This window comes from Acidibrevibacterium fodinaquatile (assembly GCF_003352165.1).
GTDB lineage: Bacteria > Pseudomonadota > Alphaproteobacteria > Acetobacterales > Acetobacteraceae > Acidibrevibacterium > Acidibrevibacterium fodinaquatile.
The window spans coordinates 995546-1012429 of sequence record NZ_CP029176.1 but is presented as its reverse complement, the minus strand read 5'-3'; the positions used below and the strand labels follow the sequence as shown (position 1 = coordinate 1012429).

Annotated in this window: 15 protein-coding genes; 7 read left to right on the top strand and 8 right to left on the bottom strand. The window is 67.5% G+C overall.

The genetic code is table 11. The annotated features are described in order from the left end of the window. Positions 1 to 124: 124 nt before the first annotated feature. Positions 125 to 769, bottom strand: coding sequence for a (d)CMP kinase (gene cmk, locus DEF76_RS04895; protein ID WP_205216175.1), 645 nt, complete (start codon positions 767 to 769; stop codon positions 125 to 127). Beyond that, positions 769 to 2085: a 3-phosphoshikimate 1-carboxyvinyltransferase gene (aroA, locus tag DEF76_RS04890; RefSeq protein ID WP_114913676.1), complete on the bottom strand. Its 1317-nt coding sequence runs from the start codon at positions 2083 to 2085 to the stop codon at positions 769 to 771. Before aroA ends, cmk begins: the two co-directional genes overlap by 1 nt. Positions 2086 to 2266: 181 nt before the next feature. On the opposite strand from aroA, the gene DEF76_RS04885 reads away from it, so the two are divergent. The 4 genes from DEF76_RS04885 (at position 2267) to DEF76_RS04870 (ending at position 5481) form a co-directional block, all read left to right on the top strand. After that, positions 2267 to 2596, top strand: a complete 330-nt coding sequence (locus tag DEF76_RS04885) for a TIGR02300 family protein (RefSeq protein ID WP_114911361.1) — start codon at positions 2267 to 2269, stop codon at positions 2594 to 2596. A gap of 107 nt (positions 2597 to 2703) precedes the next feature. Beyond that, complete coding sequence (otnI, locus tag DEF76_RS04880; protein WP_114911360.1) at positions 2704 to 3483, top strand: 2-oxo-tetronate isomerase; 780 nt, start codon at positions 2704 to 2706, stop codon at positions 3481 to 3483. A gap of 28 nt (positions 3484 to 3511) precedes the next feature. After that, positions 3512 to 4399 carry a 2-hydroxy-3-oxopropionate reductase gene (locus DEF76_RS04875; RefSeq protein ID WP_114911359.1) on the top strand — a complete coding sequence of 296 codons (888 nt, stop codon included), beginning with the start codon at positions 3512 to 3514 and terminating at the stop codon, positions 4397 to 4399. A 200-nt stretch (positions 4400 to 4599) separates the two neighbouring features. Next, positions 4600 to 5481 (top strand): helix-turn-helix domain-containing protein, encoded by an 882-nt coding sequence (locus DEF76_RS04870; RefSeq protein ID WP_114911358.1) that lies wholly within the window; start codon positions 4600 to 4602, stop codon positions 5479 to 5481. A 24-nt stretch (positions 5482 to 5505) separates the two neighbouring features. On the opposite strand, the gene DEF76_RS04865 is transcribed toward DEF76_RS04870, so the two are convergent. The 5 genes from DEF76_RS04865 to DEF76_RS04840 all read right to left on the bottom strand — a co-directional run bounded on the left by DEF76_RS04865 (position 5506) and on the right by DEF76_RS04840 (position 12815). Beyond that, entirely contained in the window at positions 5506 to 6693 is a 1188-nt protein-coding gene (locus DEF76_RS04865) for a hypothetical protein (protein WP_114911357.1), read from the bottom strand. Between the two features lie 88 nt (positions 6694 to 6781). Beyond that, entirely contained in the window at positions 6782 to 7729 is a 948-nt protein-coding gene (locus tag DEF76_RS04860; RefSeq protein ID WP_162800483.1) for a hypothetical protein, read from the bottom strand. 150 nt (positions 7730 to 7879) lie between these two features. Then, positions 7880 to 9700 (bottom strand): radical SAM protein, encoded by a 1821-nt coding sequence (locus tag DEF76_RS04855; protein WP_240319109.1) that lies wholly within the window; start codon positions 9698 to 9700, stop codon positions 7880 to 7882. Beyond that, the gene (locus DEF76_RS04850) at positions 9693 to 11090 is read right to left on the bottom strand and encodes an MFS transporter (protein ID WP_114911355.1); all 1398 of its coding nucleotides are present in this window, start codon (positions 11088 to 11090) and stop codon (positions 9693 to 9695) included. The genes DEF76_RS04855 and DEF76_RS04850 overlap by 8 nt, the downstream gene beginning before the upstream one ends. Before the next feature lie 228 nt (positions 11091 to 11318). Beyond that, positions 11319 to 12815, bottom strand: a complete 1497-nt coding sequence (locus DEF76_RS04840; RefSeq protein ID WP_162800482.1) for a DUF6600 domain-containing protein — start codon at positions 12813 to 12815, stop codon at positions 11319 to 11321. A 232-nt stretch (positions 12816 to 13047) separates the two neighbouring features. Here DEF76_RS04840 and DEF76_RS04835 point away from each other — a divergent pair, with 232 nt between their 5' ends. After that, positions 13048 to 13545, top strand: a complete 498-nt coding sequence (locus DEF76_RS04835; RefSeq protein WP_114911352.1) for a hypothetical protein — start codon at positions 13048 to 13050, stop codon at positions 13543 to 13545. A 6-nt stretch (positions 13546 to 13551) separates the two neighbouring features. On the opposite strand, the gene DEF76_RS04830 is transcribed toward DEF76_RS04835, so the two are convergent. Further along, on the bottom strand, positions 13552 to 13953 hold the full coding sequence (locus tag DEF76_RS04830) for an NADH-quinone oxidoreductase subunit B family protein (protein ID WP_114911351.1): 402 nt from the start codon (positions 13951 to 13953) through the stop codon (positions 13552 to 13554). A 212-nt stretch (positions 13954 to 14165) separates the two neighbouring features. On the opposite strand from DEF76_RS04830, the gene DEF76_RS04825 reads away from it, so the two are divergent. Continuing rightward, entirely contained in the window at positions 14166 to 15155 is a 990-nt protein-coding gene (locus tag DEF76_RS04825; RefSeq protein ID WP_114911350.1) for a sulfotransferase family protein, read from the top strand. A 6-nt stretch (positions 15156 to 15161) separates the two neighbouring features. Further along, positions 15162 to 16850: a GNA1162 family protein gene (locus DEF76_RS04820; RefSeq protein WP_162800481.1), complete on the top strand. Its 1689-nt coding sequence runs from the start codon at positions 15162 to 15164 to the stop codon at positions 16848 to 16850. Positions 16851 to 16884 lie beyond the last annotated feature (34 nt).

Here is a 16884-nt window from a genome sequence, read left to right as displayed (position 1 = left end):
CGGAAGCGGCAGCGCGCCACGCCGCCGGGGGACCGGCCGCGTGGCGTTGCGGACAGATACGCCATACCCTTCGCGAGTCAAGTAAAACCCGCGCCGGCAAGCCGGTTTTCCTCGTGATCGTCGGTCACGAAGGCGATGCGCGCGCGCCGATGGCGGCAGCGACCAGGGCGAGCGCCGCCTGAAACGCGGCCTCGGCGTCAAGGGCGGTGGTATCGAGCGTGACCGCATCCGCCGCCGGGCGAAGCGGGGCGATCGTGCGCGCCGCGTCTTCGGCATCGCGCGCCGCCAAATCCGCCGTCACCTGCGCGAGCGCGCCGAGCACGGCGCCACGCTCGCGCCAACGCCGCTCAGCGCGCGCGGCGAGCGAGGCGGTGACGAACAGCTTCGCCGTCGCGTCGGGCAGAACCACCGTGCCGATATCGCGCCCATCCAGCACCGCCCCTTGGGTGCGCGCAAACTGGCGCTGAAAGTCGAGGAGGGCTGCGCGCACCGCGGCCTGGCCGGCAACCGCGCTCGCCGCGCGGTCGACCGCTTGGGTGCGGAGATCGTCGCGCGTGAGGTCGGCGGGGGTGAGCGCGCGCGCCGCCTGCGCTGCTTGCGCCGGATCGGCGGGATCGCCGCCATGGTCGAGCACGCGCCGGCCGACGGCGCGATAAAGCAGCCCGGTATCGAGATAGGGAAGGTTGAAATGGGCGGCGAGGCGGCGGGCGAGCGTCCCCTTCCCCGCCGCCGCCGGCCCGTCGATCGCAATGGTGAGCGGTGGCGCCATCATGCCGGCGCCATCGCCGCCCCGAGCCCGTTCATCAGGTGGGCAAACCCGGGGAAGCTGGTTTCGATGAAACGGGCATCGTCGATCGCAACCGGCGCGACGCTCGCGAGCCCGAGCACCAGCGCGCTCATCGCGATGCGGTGATCCATCCCGGTCGCGACCATCCCGCCCCCCGGCGTCGGCGCGCCGGCGCCGTGGATGATGAGATCGTCATCCTCGATCGCGACCCGAACGCCATTGCCAGCGAGCAGTGCCGCCGTTGCGGCAAGCCGGTCGCTCTCTTTCACGCGCAATTCAGCGAGCCCACGGAGCCGCGTCGTGCCGCGCGCGCACGCGGCGGCGACGGCGAGGATAGGATATTCGTCGATCATGCTCGGGGCGCGCGCCGCCGGCACATCGACGCCCCGGAGCGCCGCGTGGCGGACGGCGAGATCGCCGACCGGCTCACCGCCGCTGATCCGGCGATTTTCGATCACGATGCCCGCCCCCATTTCCGCGAGCGTCGCAAAAAGGCCAGTGCGCAGCGGATTGAGGCCGATCCCCGGCAGCGTGATCGCCGAATCGGGCACGAGAAGCGCGGCAACCAGCGGGAATGCCGCCGAGGAAGGATCGCCCGGCACGGCGATGTCGGCGCAACGCAATTCCGGCAGGCCGGCGAGTTCGATCACCCGCCCCTCCCCGTCATCGCTCACCGAAACGCTGGCCCCGAAATGGCGCAGCATGTTTTCCGAGTGATCGCGTGTTGCCACCGGCTCCTCGACGCGGGTGATCCCGCGGGCGTTGAGGCCGGCGAGCAAAATCGCCGATTTCACCTGCGCCGAGGCCACCGGCAGGCGGTAGGTGATCGGCAGCGCCGCGCCGGTGCCGGCGATCGCGAGCGGCATCCTGCCGCCGGCGCGGGCGGAAAATGTCGCACCAGAGGCGGCGAGCGGTGTCATCACCCGGCGCATCGGCCGGCGGCGGAGGCTGGCATCGCCGGTGAGCACCGAAAAAATCGGGTGGCTTGCGAGAATGCCGGCGAGGAGCCGCGCCGCGGTGCCGGAATTGCCCATGTCCAGCACATCTTCGGGCTCGACGATGCCGCCAACCCCGCGCCCGGCGACGCGCCAGTCGCCATCCCCCTCGCGCGTCACGGCAGCGCCCAACGCCCGCATCGCCGCCGCCGTCCGCAGCACGTCTTCCCCTTCGAGCAGGCCGGTGATCCGGCTCTCGCCGAGCGCGAGCGCGCCGAGCATCAGCGCCCGATGGCTGATCGATTTGTCCCCCGGCACGCGCGCCACCCCGGCGAGCCCGCGCGCCGGGCGCCGCGATACCATTCCCGCCTCAGGCCGCTCGCCCACTGCCTTTTCTCCCTGCCGACACCGCCATCGCCGCCGGCGCGATAGCACGGCGCTCAGGGGTTTGACAGAGGCGCGGGGGAATGGCATGGGGCGCGCCCGACTGGCATGTTCCAATTGGCGGTGTTGTTTGCCAATTGGCGTTTTAACGAGGCCCCCGATGGCGAAGCCCGAACTCGGCAGCAAGCGCACCTGCGTCCAATGCGGCACCCGGTTCTATGATCTCCTGAAACAGCCGGCGATCTGCCCGAAATGCGGCGCCGAGCAGCCGCCCGAGCAGCCCCGTCTCCGCCGCCCGCCCACCGCCGTGGTCGAGGATAAGCGGCCGAAGAAAGCAGTGGCGCCGGAGCTCGAGGATGCCGATCTCGTCGATATCGAGGTGGTCGAGGACGCGGACGTGATCGAAGACACCGCCGATCTCGAAGACGATGCCGACACGCTCGACGCCGATATCGAGGTCGAGCCCGACGGCGACGAGGCCGATCACTGAGGGCGCGCGGCGGCGGCCATCTGGTCAACGCCGCCGCGCCCGGTTAACCTCGCGGCCATGAAGATGAGAGACCGGCGCGCCGACCAGCACGCCGAGGGGAGGAAAACATGCCGCGTTTCTGCGCCAATCTCTCGATGATGTTCAACGAGGTGCCGTTCCTCGAACGTTTCGCCGCCGCCGCCGCCGCCGGCTTCACCGCCGTCGAATATCTGTTTCCCTATGACCACGATCCGGCGACGCTGCGCGCCGCCCTCGACGCGGCGGGCCTGACCCAGGTGCTGTTCAACGCCCCGCCTGGGGATTGGTCGGCGGGGGAGCGCGGCATCGCCTGCCTTCCCGGCCGCGAAGCGGAATTCCGCGCCGGGATCCGCCGCGCCCTCGCCTATGCGCAAGCGCTCGGCTGCCGACAGGTGCATTGCATGGCCGGACTCGCGCCCGCTGGGCTTTCGCCGGTGACGCTGGCTGCGGTCTATGCGACCAACCTTGCCTGGGCGGCAGAAGAGGCGCAGGCAGCCGGGGTCAGATTGCTGATCGAGCCGATCAATCACCGCGACATGCCGGGCTATTTCCTCAATACCACCGACCAAGCCGCCGACCTCATCGAAGCGCTCGGGCGCGAGCGCCTCGGCCTGCAATTCGACCTCTATCACTGCCAGATCACCGAGGGTGACGTGACACGGCGGATGGCGCGTCTCATGCCGCTGATCGCGCATATGCAGATCGCCGACGTCCCTGACCGCCATGAGCCGGGAAGCGGTGAAATCGGCTGGGAGTATGTTTTCGCGCGCATCGACGCGCTCGGCTATCAGGGCTGGGTCGGCTGCGAATACCGCCCGGCCGGCGACACCAATGCCGGGCTCGCCTGGCGCCGGCGCTATGGCGTTTGAGCGCGGCACGTAACGGAAGGAAAAGACCATGCAGATCGGTTTCATCGGCCTTGGCATCATGGGGCGCCCGATGGCGCTCAATCTCAAGAAGGCCGGCCACGAGATCCTGGTTCCCGAACGCGCGAGCCTGACGGCGGAAATCCGCGCGGCGGCAACCGTGCTCGCCGATGCGACGGCGGTCGCGCGCGCCGCCGAGGTGGTGATCCTGATGCTGCCCGACACCCCCGATGTCGAGCAGGTGCTGTTTGGCGCAAACGGCGTCGCGGATGGGCTATCGGCGGGCAAGCTGGTGATCGACATGTCCTCGATCGACCCGCTCGCGACCAAGCGCTTCGCCGAACGCATCGCGGGCCTTGGCTGCCACTATCTCGACGCGCCGGTCTCGGGCGGCGAGGTCGGCGCCAAGCAAGCAACGCTCACCATCATGGTCGGCGGGCCGGAGGCGGCTTTCCGGCGCGCAGAGCCCCTATTTGCCGCCATGGGCAAGAGTATCACCCATATCGGGGCCGAGAATGGCGCGGGCCAGATCTGCAAGGTCGCCAACCAGATCGTGGTCGCGCTCAATATCGAGGCGGTGGCGGAGGCGTTGCTCTTCGCCTCGCGTGCCGGCGCCGATCCCGCGCGCGTCCGCGCCGCCCTGCTCGGCGGTTTCGCGGCCTCGCGGGTGCTCGAAGTGCATGGCCAGAGGATGCTCGATCACAGCTTCGCTCCGGGCTTTCGCGTCCGCCTGCATCAGAAGGATCTCAACCTCGCGCTCTCGGCGGCGCGTCAGCTCGGCCTTGCCCTCCCCAATACGGCGAGTGCGCAGCAGCTTTTCTCGGCGGTGGTGGCGCATGGTGGCGCCGACCGCGACCATGCGGCGATGCTGGAAGCACTCGAAGAGCTGGCCGCGCATAAGGTGCACGCGCCGGGGTGAAGACACGCGGAGCGGGATTCCATTACTTTTTATTCACGTCATATGAAGATCGCGGCCATCAGCGCCGAAATATTATCGCTGATATGAAATTAAGCCCATGACTCTGATTCCGAGACATGCGATAATCACCTATTAAATTTTGTCCGAATCGGAATGCGGATCAGGATTCGGGTGATTCGAGCTCTGGAGGGATACCGCTCATGCGCTTCACTGAGATCGGCCAGCAACTGCGCGCTTATCGCATGGAAACCGGCCTTCGCGCCGAGGAAATCGCCGCTCGTCTCGGCGTCTCCCGGGCAGCGCTCTATCGCTATGAAAAAGGCGAAGTCATCAAGCTCGACACCATTCAGCGTTTGGCTGAATTGCTCAAAATTTCGCCCTTATCCCTACTTGGGATCGGGGTCGAATATTATAATCGTCCTGCCGGCTATTTCGAGCGCCTCCGCCAGATCGAGGAAACCGCCGATCAGATCCTGCTCGTGCACCAGCCGATCTGTTATCTCACCACCTCCGCCAACTATGATTCGGCGCTCGCCGAAGCCTTTTTCGAAGCCGCCGACGCCGCCGGGGCGGAGCGCGGCGCCATGCGCTCGGCAGCGGAGCAATTGCTCGGCCTCCTTGCCGCCCGCAAGAAATCCTACCAAGCGCGACGCCCGAGCATCATCGCCATGGTCTCGGCCTCCTCGATCGCCCGCTTCCTCGAAGGCGGGATCGCGAGCGCGCTGCCGCTTTCGGAACGGATGCGCCGCGTCTGCCGCGACATCGCCGCCACCGAAATCGAACATACCGCAAGTCTGATGGAAACCGAGCCGATGGGCCTGCAATTCGGCCTCCTGCAATCGGGTGAGCCGAGCAGCACATTCGAGATTCTCCGCACCCGCGATCGCGCCAGCCTCGCCGTCAACCCGTTCCCACCCGATACCGCGCCGAATGGCCAGCCCGGCGTTGCGATGGTGACCAGCGCCGATGACGCCGTCGGCGCGCATCAGCGCGTCGCCGAAGCCAATTGGCGTGACGTCCTCAAAGGCACCGCCGCCGCCGCCAAGCTCCGCGACCTCGTCGCTAGAGCGCGATCGGCCTGACGCCGCGCCGCCCGGTTCGAGCGCTCACTCCGCCGAGCGGATCGCCGCCGCGAGTTCGGGGGAACGCGCGGCCGGGTGAGCGGGGTTGGCAAAGCGCACTTCGCCGCCCGCCGCGGCTTGCGGCACCGGCAGGCCGACGAGTTCGGCCCGCGTCGCGCAGCTCACCGCGGCCACCGGACGCGCCTCGGCGCCGGCGAGGAAGCCCCGCGCCGCGCCCTCGAGGCGAAGCGTCTCGCGCAAGCCACGCCATTCGGCGAGATCGGTATCCTCGAGAAACATCGCCAGAACGCCAGGCGCGGCGCCGCTCAGACGGCTGCCGCTGAGCGCCGCGAGGCGCCGCCTGAGCGCCGTCCCGACATCGTCCTCGCGCGCCGCGCGCGCTGCCATGACGAACACGCCCTGGCCGGCGACGGTGACCGAAAGATGCGCTTCGGGACCAAAATCGCCGCGCAATTGCGCGAGTAGGCCGTGTTGACTGGTGTCCGTCCCGGCGAGGACGAGCGGATCGAGCCGCAGCACCGCCGTCTCATCCTGCTGCGCCCGACCATCACCCGCCAAAAGCGTGCGGATGCGCGCCTGCAGGTGCGCGGGGCTCGCAGTCTCTCCGCCCCCATCAGCCCGCAACCCCTGCGGCAGCGTCATCTTGAGGAGATAGCGGCCGGGGTGAGCGGCAAGCCAGGCGTGCAGATCGGGATCGACGCGGTCGGCGAGCTGCCGCCAGGCCTGCCGCGAAACCTCGCGTCCATCCTCGGCGGAGAGGACATCGCAGACGATTTCGGCGCGGGCACCATTGCGGCTGATCGCGAGATCGAACGCGGCGCCGGTCTCGAGCCCGGCGAAACTGACCGAAAATCCCCGCCGCCGATGCCGCTCGGCGACCCGCATCTGGTGAAAAATCGGGGTGAGCGCGCCATCGCCACTGAGCGCGGCGTGGAGGCTGGCGTGCAGCGCCGCCTTTCCCTTCGCGGCGAGGCCGCGAAACGACGCCGCAAGCAAGCCGGCGAGATGGACGATTTCGCTTTCCGCGGCATTCGGCGCGCGCGCCGGCGCGCGCAGCAGCCGGGCGATGGTCAGCTCGATCGCATGCCGCTGCCGCGCCGCCCGGCCACAGCGCCGCCCCTCCGCAGCCGCCGCTTCCAGCGCCGCGATACGTGACCACCAGGTTTCCTTGCCGACCACGCCGACGAAGCTCTCCAACGGCTTTTCAGACATGAGACCCCAACCACTCGCTGCTTTGCCCTGACTTACGCGCGGGGCAGCGGAATGGATGCAGTGTCGCGGTCACACAACCGTGAACGGATCAGAACGGAAACCGCACCGAGAAAATCCAGGCATGGGTGTAGGTCGGCGTCAGCGGGTCATATTCGGCATGCGGCGAGACCGCGAACTGATAGCCGAAACCGAAGGTCATACGCAGGCGTCCATAGAGCTGAAAGCGGCCGAAAAGAATGCCGGGAAACAGGAAGATCTCGTTCTTGCCGCCACGCGCGCCGCTCAGAAAATCGAGATCGGTGATGCTGAATTCCGGCCATAAATAGTCCAGAAAATGATATTGCAGCGTGACATTGGTCGCGAGCTGCGCCCCGATGGTACTGAGATGATCGGTCGGGTACGGGGTGCCGAACGTCGCCTGGAGGTCGAAATCGCCGATGCCGAAGCCGCCGGCGATGGTCGGGGTGAGGACATAGGCGTTTTCGCTATAGCGCGGGATGCCGATCGGCGCCTGGCCGGAGAAGAACAGGGTCAGGATATAATTGCCGTTCTGCTCGTTGGCCGAGGCCAGGCGCTGCTTGAACAGAAACACCGGCCAGTCGGCGAAGCCGCTGGCGCCGCGCGGGATGTTGCCGGTGGTGACATAGGGCGGGGTGTTGAGGATGAGTTCCTCGGTTTCGGTCGGGATCAGTTCCAGCCCCTTGCCGGAATCATAGACGTCGATATTGGCGCCGTTGGGCGCGTGCTCCCAATACTGGTCCCAGCGGAATTCCTCCTCGAGACGCGGGGTCACGGTGATGATCGGCGTCATCCAATGCGGCTGCTCGGCTTGCGCGCGGTCGACGCGGTCGAACCAATGCGAGAAATAGTCGGACATATTGTCATAACCGGGGTCATAGGTCGGATTGACGACCGCCGGCGCTGGCGCCGGGATGACCGGCCCGACGCTATCCTCCGCCGCCGCGAGATCCGGGGCGATGAGCGCGCAAATCCCCATCCCGGCCACCAGTGGCCAGATCCACGCTTTTGATAACAAGGTATTTCCTCCGCTCTCTGGAAATCGGGGAAACCTGCCGGGAGGTTCCCTTCGGTGATCGCGCTATGTTTATATAAACATTACGTGAGCGCAAGGCGGATTCCACGCTCTCATCGTAACCCGAGTTATTATTTTTTTATGCTTGGCGCCCTATCCCGCCGGCGCCGAGCAGGACGCGGCGCCGAAGACGCAAAACCGCGCGCAATGCGGGTGATTGAGGGTCACCGGGCGCATGGCCGCGGCAAGATCGGTGCCGAGATCGAAGTCCGGCGCATAAGGCTGCAAGGTGCAGGCGACGAGGCGCGGCACCGCCTCGCCGCGGCGATGGACGACCATGCGTGAGGTCTCGCACATCACCCGCCGCCCGCGCCGCGCCAAGGTCTGCCAGCAGGTCGCACTCACCTCCGGCGGGTCGGGCTGGTTCGCGAGTTCGGGAAACAGCACCAAGCGCGCGGGGTCGAAGGCGTCAAGCGCAAGGCCGCGCTCGGCGAACAAGGCGGCGAAGCCGGCGCGCCATGCGCTTTCATCCTCGCCGGCGGGAAAGCGGGCGGCGATCGAAAGTGCTGCGCCACTCCCAGCAAGCATGCCAAGCCCGGCGAGTGTCGGCGCGAAACTCCCGGCGCCGCGCAGGCGCTCATGGCCCGCCTCGGTGTAGTGATCGAGCGACACCCGGATCGCCAGCCGCGCGCCGTGGGCTGCGGCCAGCGCGCAGAGAAAAGCCCCGTGGCGCTGCAGCGGGCGCATGGCGTTGGTCAGCACCAAAGCGCGATAGCCACGTTCGAGCGCGGCGGCGATCATGCCCGGCGTGTCCGGGTTCAGAAACGGCTCGCCGCCGGTGAATCCGATTTCGCCAAGCTCGGGATGGTGTGCGGCCGCCTCGTCGAGAAGCCGGTCGAAATCGGCGCGGGCGAGATAGATCAGGCGATCGTTGCGCGGGCTGCTTTCGATATAGCAATCGGTGCAGGCGATGTTGCAGAGGGTGCCGGTGTTGAACCAGAGGGTTTCGAGGCCGGTCGGCGCCACCGTCGCATGCGGCTCGCCGCGCGCGGTCCGCATTGGGTCGGCGAAGGCCGGCCGCGGCGCCGATGCGATTGCGCCGGTTTGTGGCCAATGGTGCGTCTCGGCCGCGAGTGCCGCGCCGCTCAGCGCTTGCTCGGCGGGCGGCAGGATATCGACATTCGGCCAGATGCCGCTTTCCAGCGTCTCGGCATAGTCCTCCGGCAGCCCAGCCCGCCGCATCGCCGCCGCCGCCCGGCGGTGATCATAGGCGAGCGGCAGATGGCGGATTTCAAGACCGTCGCGCCCGGGCGTGAGTAGGCTGAACCAGCCGCGCGGGGTTCCGTCATTGGCGGGAAGGCCGATCACCCCGGCATTGTGCCAAAGCCGATCAGCGATGACGCGGGTGAAGGGCACGCCGCAATGGCCGCCGATCACGCCCTCGGTGCCGGTCGCGGCGATTTCGCGCGCAAGATCGGCGTCCGGGTGAGAGGCAAAAACGAAGCGGTTGATCCGGCTCGGCGCGCCATGGACGACGGCGAGGCGATGCTCGCCGATGACGAGATCGAGCCGGCGCGGCAGCCCCGCCATCCAACGCCGCGCCGCGTCATCGACATGGGCGCTGGCATAGGTGAACCAGGCCGCGGAAAGCCGCTCGCAGCGCGATCCCGGGGTGAAGCCGCAGCCGCAATCCTCGGCGCCGGCGGCCAATTGCTCCTCACAATTGCCCATCACCGTCGCGATCCCGGCGGCGCGGATGAGATCGACCACCGCCTGCGGATCGGCGCCATAGGCGACGACATCGCCAGTGCAGATCATGCGGGCGGGCGGGATGCCGAGCCGTTCGGCCTCGGCGAGCAGCGCCTCGGTCGCCTCGCGGTTACTATAGCCGCCGCCGAAGACCAGAACCGGCCCCTCCGCGACGAGCAGCGGCACGGGCGCCGCCATGTCCTGCCGCGCGCCGCCGTCAGGCACGCGACGCCCCCGACGTCATTGCCGATGCTGGTGCCGCGGGCGCGATCCGCTCGAGCGCCAGCCCGCTTCCTTCGATCCCACCCGCGATCCGCCAGACAACCATCACCAGCGCCCCGAACAGCCAGAACCCGGCGAGCAGAAACAACGCCGCGGCCATGCTGCGAGCCCCGAGGGCGGCGACCAGGAATGGCGCGATCATCGCCCCGATCCGCCCGACCGCGACGCTGGCGCCGATGCCGGTCGCGCGCAAATGGGTCGGAAACAGTTCCGAAAATGTCGGATAGGCGGCGATCCAGCTCGCCGTCGCCAAAAGATTGGTGAGCGCGAACCCGGCCATGATGACGCCGGCGCCAAGGCCGGACGCGAGCGCCAAGGCGATGGTCGCGAGCCCGGTTGCGCCATAAAACAGGCTCACGCTCCAGAACCGGCCGAAGCGATCGAGCGTCAGCGCCGCGGCCAACCCGCCGGCCAGCGCGCCGAAACTGCCGGCGAGATAAAAGAGCGGCAAGGCGTGCGGCGCAAGATGCAAGGCAGGCAATACCACGAGCGGGAGGAAGGCGAACAAGCCGTAATAGCCGGCGGCCTCGGCGAAATCGAGCGCGGCACCGAGCGCAAGCCGCCCCGGCGCCTGGCGCAGCAGCGTGATCAACGAGGCTTTCGCAGCCGGCGCGGCGGGCAGCGCGAGCCATCCCGGCGCCTCGCCGGTCACCCGCGCGAGGATGGCGGCGGCTTCCGCGCTGCGGCCTTGCGCGAGCAGCCAGCGCGGGCTTTCGGGCAGATAGCGCCGCAGCCAGGCAGTGGAGAGCGCGATCAGCCCGCCAGCCGCGAACACCATCCGCCAGCCGAGATCGGGCGGGAGTGCCGCGAGCAGCGGCCAGGCGAGAAGAGCGGCAAGCAAGCTGCCGAGCGGCCAGAAATTGAGCACGATCGCCGAAGCCCGCCCGCGCGCGCGACGCGGCACCAATTCGGTGATCGCCGCGTTGATCGCGGCATATTCGGCGCCGACCCCGACCCCGGCGAGGGCCCTCAGCACGAGCAAGGCGGTGAGATTGGGCGCAACGGCGGCGGCCAGGGTCGCGAGACCGTAGAGCGTGAGACTCGCGAGAAAAACCCGCCGCCTGCCATAGCGGTCAGACAAGGCGCCAAACCAAGCCGCCCCCAGCATCAGCCCGCAAAACCAGGCGGCGAGCAGCACCGACATCGCTTGCCCGCCGAGGTGAAACCGCGTCCCGAGCGCGCCCATGACATTGCCAACCAAAGTCACCTCGAACGCGTCCATCGCCCAGCCGACGCCAAACAGCAGCACGGCGACGGTATGAAACCGCCGCCACGGCGCCTCCGACAGCGCATCGAACGGAGAAGGAGGATGATTTTTGTCCAGAACGGTCATTCCTTGCGGCAAGTGGCAAGCCCAGCCAGGTCGCAGACGATCACCGGCACCGGCCAAAGCGCGCCAGGATCAGCGCGAAGGCGCCAGGCCGCGGGATGAGATGGCTGGATGAGATGGCAGATGATGACGCCCTCGCCAAGCGTGAGTGCCCGATTAGCGCGCAGATCCGGATCCCCTGTCAATTCCCCGGTACCGAAGCCAAGAAGGCCGCCCGCCGCTTGGCCGGCATCAATGATGTGATGAGGCGTGCGAACGCGTCGCCGCGAGAGGCATGGTCCCGGTGGCGCGGGCCGCGAAACCGCCCGGCGAGGGGGTCGCGCTGCGTGCGGCCATGGCGCGGGCGAAGCGCGGGCGGATATGGGTCATGATCCGCTCGGCATTGGTGTGGATTTCATCGATGACTTCGGACGTCTTCGCGGCGGCAGGCGCAGACGTCGATGTCACGCGCGCCGCCGCGGCGGCATGGCTCAGCGCCGTGACACTCAAGGCCGCACGCTGCGCGAGCGCTGCCGGGTCGGGCGCGGTCGGGTGGTCGGGATCGGCGACGGCGAGCCGGTTGACCGCGCGCAGATAGGTGCGGTCGACCGGGTAAGGCGGGATATAGAATTCCCCCGGCCAAAGCGGCGTCCAGGCCAGCGAACCGAAGGGGTAGAGCGATGGCGTGCCGAGGTCGAAGCCGAAACCGCTCCCCAGCCCGAGCCCGGCATTCTGCCCGACGAAGGCGACCAACGCCGGGGCATAGACCGGCGGCGCGTTGAGCGGCGCATTGGGCAGCGTCGGCGCCCACGCCCAACTGCCATCGACCGGCACCCAGCGCCCGTAATGAAACGGCGCGAAGCCCCAACTGGTACTGTCCACCCAGGTCCAGCCCCAGGGCGCGACATAGGTCCAGGTGCCGGCGGTATAGGGCGTGTAGCCGCCGCTCTCGGGCGGCGACCAGAGTGGGCCGAACGCGGTGCTATTGCGCCACGATCCCACCGAGAGCAGGTTCTCGCCCCCGGTCATGCGGGCCACTTGCGGCGGCAGCGCGAAGACCGGCGGCGACGAGGCATATTCCGCCGGATCATGCGCCCCCATCGTGAGGGTGAAATCATCGACCTGCAAATCGCCGACGGCGCCGCGATAGGGGCTTGCCGCGCCGACGAAAACCGCGCTCCGCTCAACGCCGAGGCGATAGGAACGAAGACCACTGACGATTTCCGCCGGCGCATCGAGCGCGGAAAACCGAGTCGCGTGCGGAGTTTTGCCCGCGCCGTCGCCGGCTTCGATGACGAAGCGGCCGGTGCGCTCGGCGCGCAGGGTCGCGCGCGCGGTCACAATATACCAGGTCTCACCGGGATCGGGGTCACGAATATCGAGAAACATGGCGCCAGCGGAGAGCCGACCGACGAAGCGATGGTCATCGAGGCGAATGATCGCAAAGCGCGCCGTTTCGCCGAGCCAGAGCCGAGACGGGCCGATTTCGAGCTTGACCATGGCGCCAGCGCCGGTGATCAAGGCGCTCGCCGTGGTTAGAGGATCGTTGCGCCGTGCAGCACGCCACTCGCCTTGCGCCTCGCCCTGGCGGAGCGCGACCGCGCCGCGCAGCGCAGCAACCCGCCCGACCCGCGCCGGCGGCGAAAGCGACGGGGATGGCGCCGCCTCGGCATCCGCGCCTTGCAGCGGCGCGGCCGGCTGTGCGCTGGCCGTCCCGCCTTGGAGCCAGGCCGAGAGAATGAGGGCCACGGCCAGGAAAGGCGCTATGAGATTTCGCCACTGCGCGCGCATGACCCTTGAGATGCGCCGGCTCTCCGGCGATGAAAAGGGCGGACCGGCGCAAGGTAGGAAAATCGGGATAGTGAGGCGCGGCGTTGACGCCGAAATGATCGCGCCGGGGCGCTTCTCCCCACGGCAAGCCTTGCCATGTATGCTATGATCGTCCGCGTATCCCGCGCGGGCAAAAGGAGAACGTTCCGTGATGCGTGCGAGGCGAATCCCGCGCCGCTTACTTGCTGCCCTTGGCCTCCTCGCCTGGCTCGGCGGTTGCGGCGGTGACGCAAGCTATTACACCGCCGGCTACGGCAATGATTACGGCTATGGCGGCTATGGCGGCGATCCCTATTACGGCGGCTATGGCGGTGACCCGTATTATGGCTATGGCGGCTATGGCGGCTACGGGTATGGTTACGGCATCGACCCCTATTGGGGATGGGGGCTCGGCTTTCTCGGTTTCGGCGCCCTCGCCTTCGGCGGCTATGAGGGGTTTTATCATAACGGCGGCTACTTCGATCATGGCGGCTTTGGCCACGGCTATGGCGGCGGTTTCCATGGCAACTGGGCGCATGCCTATGGCGGGCCGGGCGGCGGTCTCGGCGGCTTCGCCGGCGCGCATTCGGGCTTCGGCGGCTTCCATGGCGGCGGTTTCGGTGGCTTTCATGGCGGCGGTGGCGGTGGCGGGTTCGGCGGCCATCACTGAACGCGGTCACGAAGCGGCGCGGGGTACCGTCTCGCCCCGCCCGAGTTCGGCGAGAGCCGCGGCAATGGCGTCTGGCGCCGGCGGGCAGCCGCGCAGCAGAAGGCGCGGGGCAAACGCCGAGACGCCGTCGAGACAGGCATAGCTGCCCGCGAAAACCCCGCCCGTGATCGCACAATCGCCGAGTGCCACGAGGTGCTTCGGCGCCGCCATCGCCTCCCATGCCGCGCCGAACGCATAGGCCATGGCGCGGGTGAGTGGGCCGGCGACCAGCAGGATATGCGCCTCGGCAGGCGTTGCAACGAGCGCTAATCCAGCGCGAGCGAGCGCCGCCCGCGCCAGGCGCATCTCCAAAGCGCAGCCGCCACACTCGCCGGTGTCAAGAAAAAACACGCCCCGCGCGTCGTTCACGTCGCCCCCTCCGGCTTGGCCGAATGCCGGCGTTTTCTCCCCTTCGCCATCTGTTCCGCGCGCCGATCAGCGGGCATAGTGTCGGCGTTACGGAGACCGAATCGCACGTTATCCCGTCATTGTGAAGACGAAAATACCGTCCGCCCCTGGCGGTTAAATCATGTCGCTTTATCAAGCAGCGGATCGAAACGTGGCGGAAGGAAGATTATCCTATGAGTGGCATTGACCAAAATAAATTTCGCGTTCGGCGTTCGGAGATCTGGCCTAATTTCTTCATCGTCGGCGCCGCCAAGGCGGGCACCACCTCGCTTTATTCCTATCTCCGCCAGCATCCGGAGATCTTCATGCCCGAGGATGTCAAGGAGCCGCATTATTTTGCGCAAGTGCGCCCCTCCCGCGCCCAGCGTTTTGCCTCCCCGGTATTTATCTCCGATCGCGAGGCCTATCTTCGCCTGTTTCGCGCTGGCAAGAATTATCCCGCGATTGGCGAGGCAAGCCCCTCTTATCTCTGGTGCGAGGAGGCGCCGGCCCGCATCCATGCCGTGGCGCCCGAAGCCCGCATCATCATCGCGCTCCGCGACCCTATCGAGCGCGCCTATTCGCATTACCTGATGGATTACCGCGAGGGCGCGCAGCATCTGCCGTTTTTCGAGGCGCTGCGGCAGGATTGGCACAGCCCGGAGAAAGGCTGGGCGGTTTCCAATCTCTATGTCGAACTAGGGTTTTACGCCCGCCAGATCGAGCGCTATCTCCGCCTTTTCGGCGAGGATCGCGTCCACATCCTGTTCCATGACGATCTTCGCCGCCTCGCCCAGGGCGATCGCCAAGTGCTTGCCGATGTCCTCCGTTTTCTCGCGGTCGATGTCGGGGCGTTGGCGCGGATCGACACGACGCGGGTCGAAAATGGCTTTGCGACACCACGCGCCGAATGGGCGCGACGACTGGCCGGCGCGCACTGGGCGCGCTGGATCGGCAATACGCTGGTGCCGCATCGCCTCGGTGCCTTGATCTTTGAGCGGTTTTTCATCGAGCACACAACGCCGCCACCGCCGATGGACCCGCGCGCGCGCGATTGGCTGGCGGAGATTTTCGAGCCAGAGATTCAGGCGGTGGAAAACCTGCTCGGATGTTCCCTGCCGCAGCTTCGCCGCGCCAGCCCACCAAGCCGGAACGCCGTGCTCGCCATTGCCGAGGGGAAATAGCAAACAGTGTCTTGGCCTTGCCTGTCATCGCTCGCCGCCGCATGCGCGCGGGTTTCCGGCCTTTGGCGCGCGCGATACTGGCTCATGCTGGCGGTGGCGCTCGCCGGCTGCACCGGCATCACCCCCGACCAGCGCGCCGCCGAGCCGCTTTTCCTCGCCGAGCATGGGGTTGACGCGCATGGCCGCAAGCGCTGGTACGATCGTGTCGCCGAGACCAATCCCGGTCATATCGCGATGGAGATCTCGCCCGCTTTCAGGCTCGCGCCGCCGCGCCGGATCGCGGTGTTGCCGTTCGTTGATCGCGGCAGCGGCAATTACGTCCTCGATAAAGTCGCGCTCACGCTGCGCGACCAGAAAAGCCTCGCTGACTGGCGCTGGACCGACGCCAATCGCTTGCGGCGGGTGGTCGATGGGTTTTTGAGCGCGCGCGAATTCATCACCATCCCGGTCCCGGATGTCGATGCCGTGCTTGCCCGCCACGGCATCGACAATGATGCCAAGCTCGCCCGCGTTGCGCCGCAAGATCTCGCGCGCTGGCTCGGCGTCGATGCCGTGGTCTATGGCGAGGTCGAGCATTACGAGGTCTATTACCTGTTCCTGCTGGCGGGCTGGGAGGTCACGCTGAAACTCGCCATGGCGTCGGGGAGCAGCGGCGAGACCCTGCTGCATGGCGAGGGGACGGAATACAAAATGGAAGTGCGTCCGGCGGTCGCCGGGCGCGATATCGGCATCAACTCGCTCCTTGATCTCACCGATCTTCGCGACGTCGATTTGCGCCGCGACGAGGAGGAGGTGAGCCGGGAGTTGATTTTGCGCATCCCGCGCAGCCCCACGACATTGCAAATTGCCCTCACCGCGAGCCGCGAGTCGGTGTCGCAACCCCCCGCCACGTCGAACGAGTCGCCGCCCTCGCTTGCGGCGCCGGTTACCCCCATCTCGCGCGAGACCGGCTACAGCCAGGACAGCGCACCGATCGAGACATTTTTTCTGCCCGAGCACGATCTCACCGAGCATGGGCGCAAAAGCATCTTCGATCGCCTGCTGGAAACCGATCCCGAGAGCTTCAAGCCGCATATCGCACCCGATTACTGCGCCAAGGCGCCGCGCCGGATCGCAGTGCTGCCCTTTGCCTATGAGGGTAGCGGCAATCTCATCCTCAACGGTGTCCCGGTGACGATGCGCAGCGAGGCGGAGCGGGCGCGCTGGCGCTGGACCTACGCCAACCGGGTACGCGCGACCTTCACCGCCTTTCTCGCGCAACGCGAATTTACCGTCGTCCCGCTCCCCGAGATCGACGCCGCGCTGATCCAGCATGGCATCACCACCATCGGCGCCTTGGAAGCGGTCTCGCCGGCGCAACTCGGCGCCTGGCTCGGCGCCGATACGCTGGTTCGCGGCGACGTCACCGCCTATGAGGGCATTTACGCCTTCCTCGTCGCCGGCTGGCGGGTCGGGTTGCGGATGGACATGCTGCGCGCGACCGATAACGATAACGCTTTGATGGATATTTCCGGCGGGCGCTATGCCGTTGCCGTGCAGCTCGCGTTGGTGCCGATCGATCTCTATATCGATTCCGGGCTCAGCGCGCTCAAGCTCCGCGACGTCCGCCTCCGCCGCGCCGAAGAGGAAGTCGCGCGCGAATTCGTGCTCCGCATCCCCGACTGCAGCAAGACCGAGCCGGCACTGTCCCGCTGATCGTGGCGACGACGAAGGTCGATGAACCCCGCCG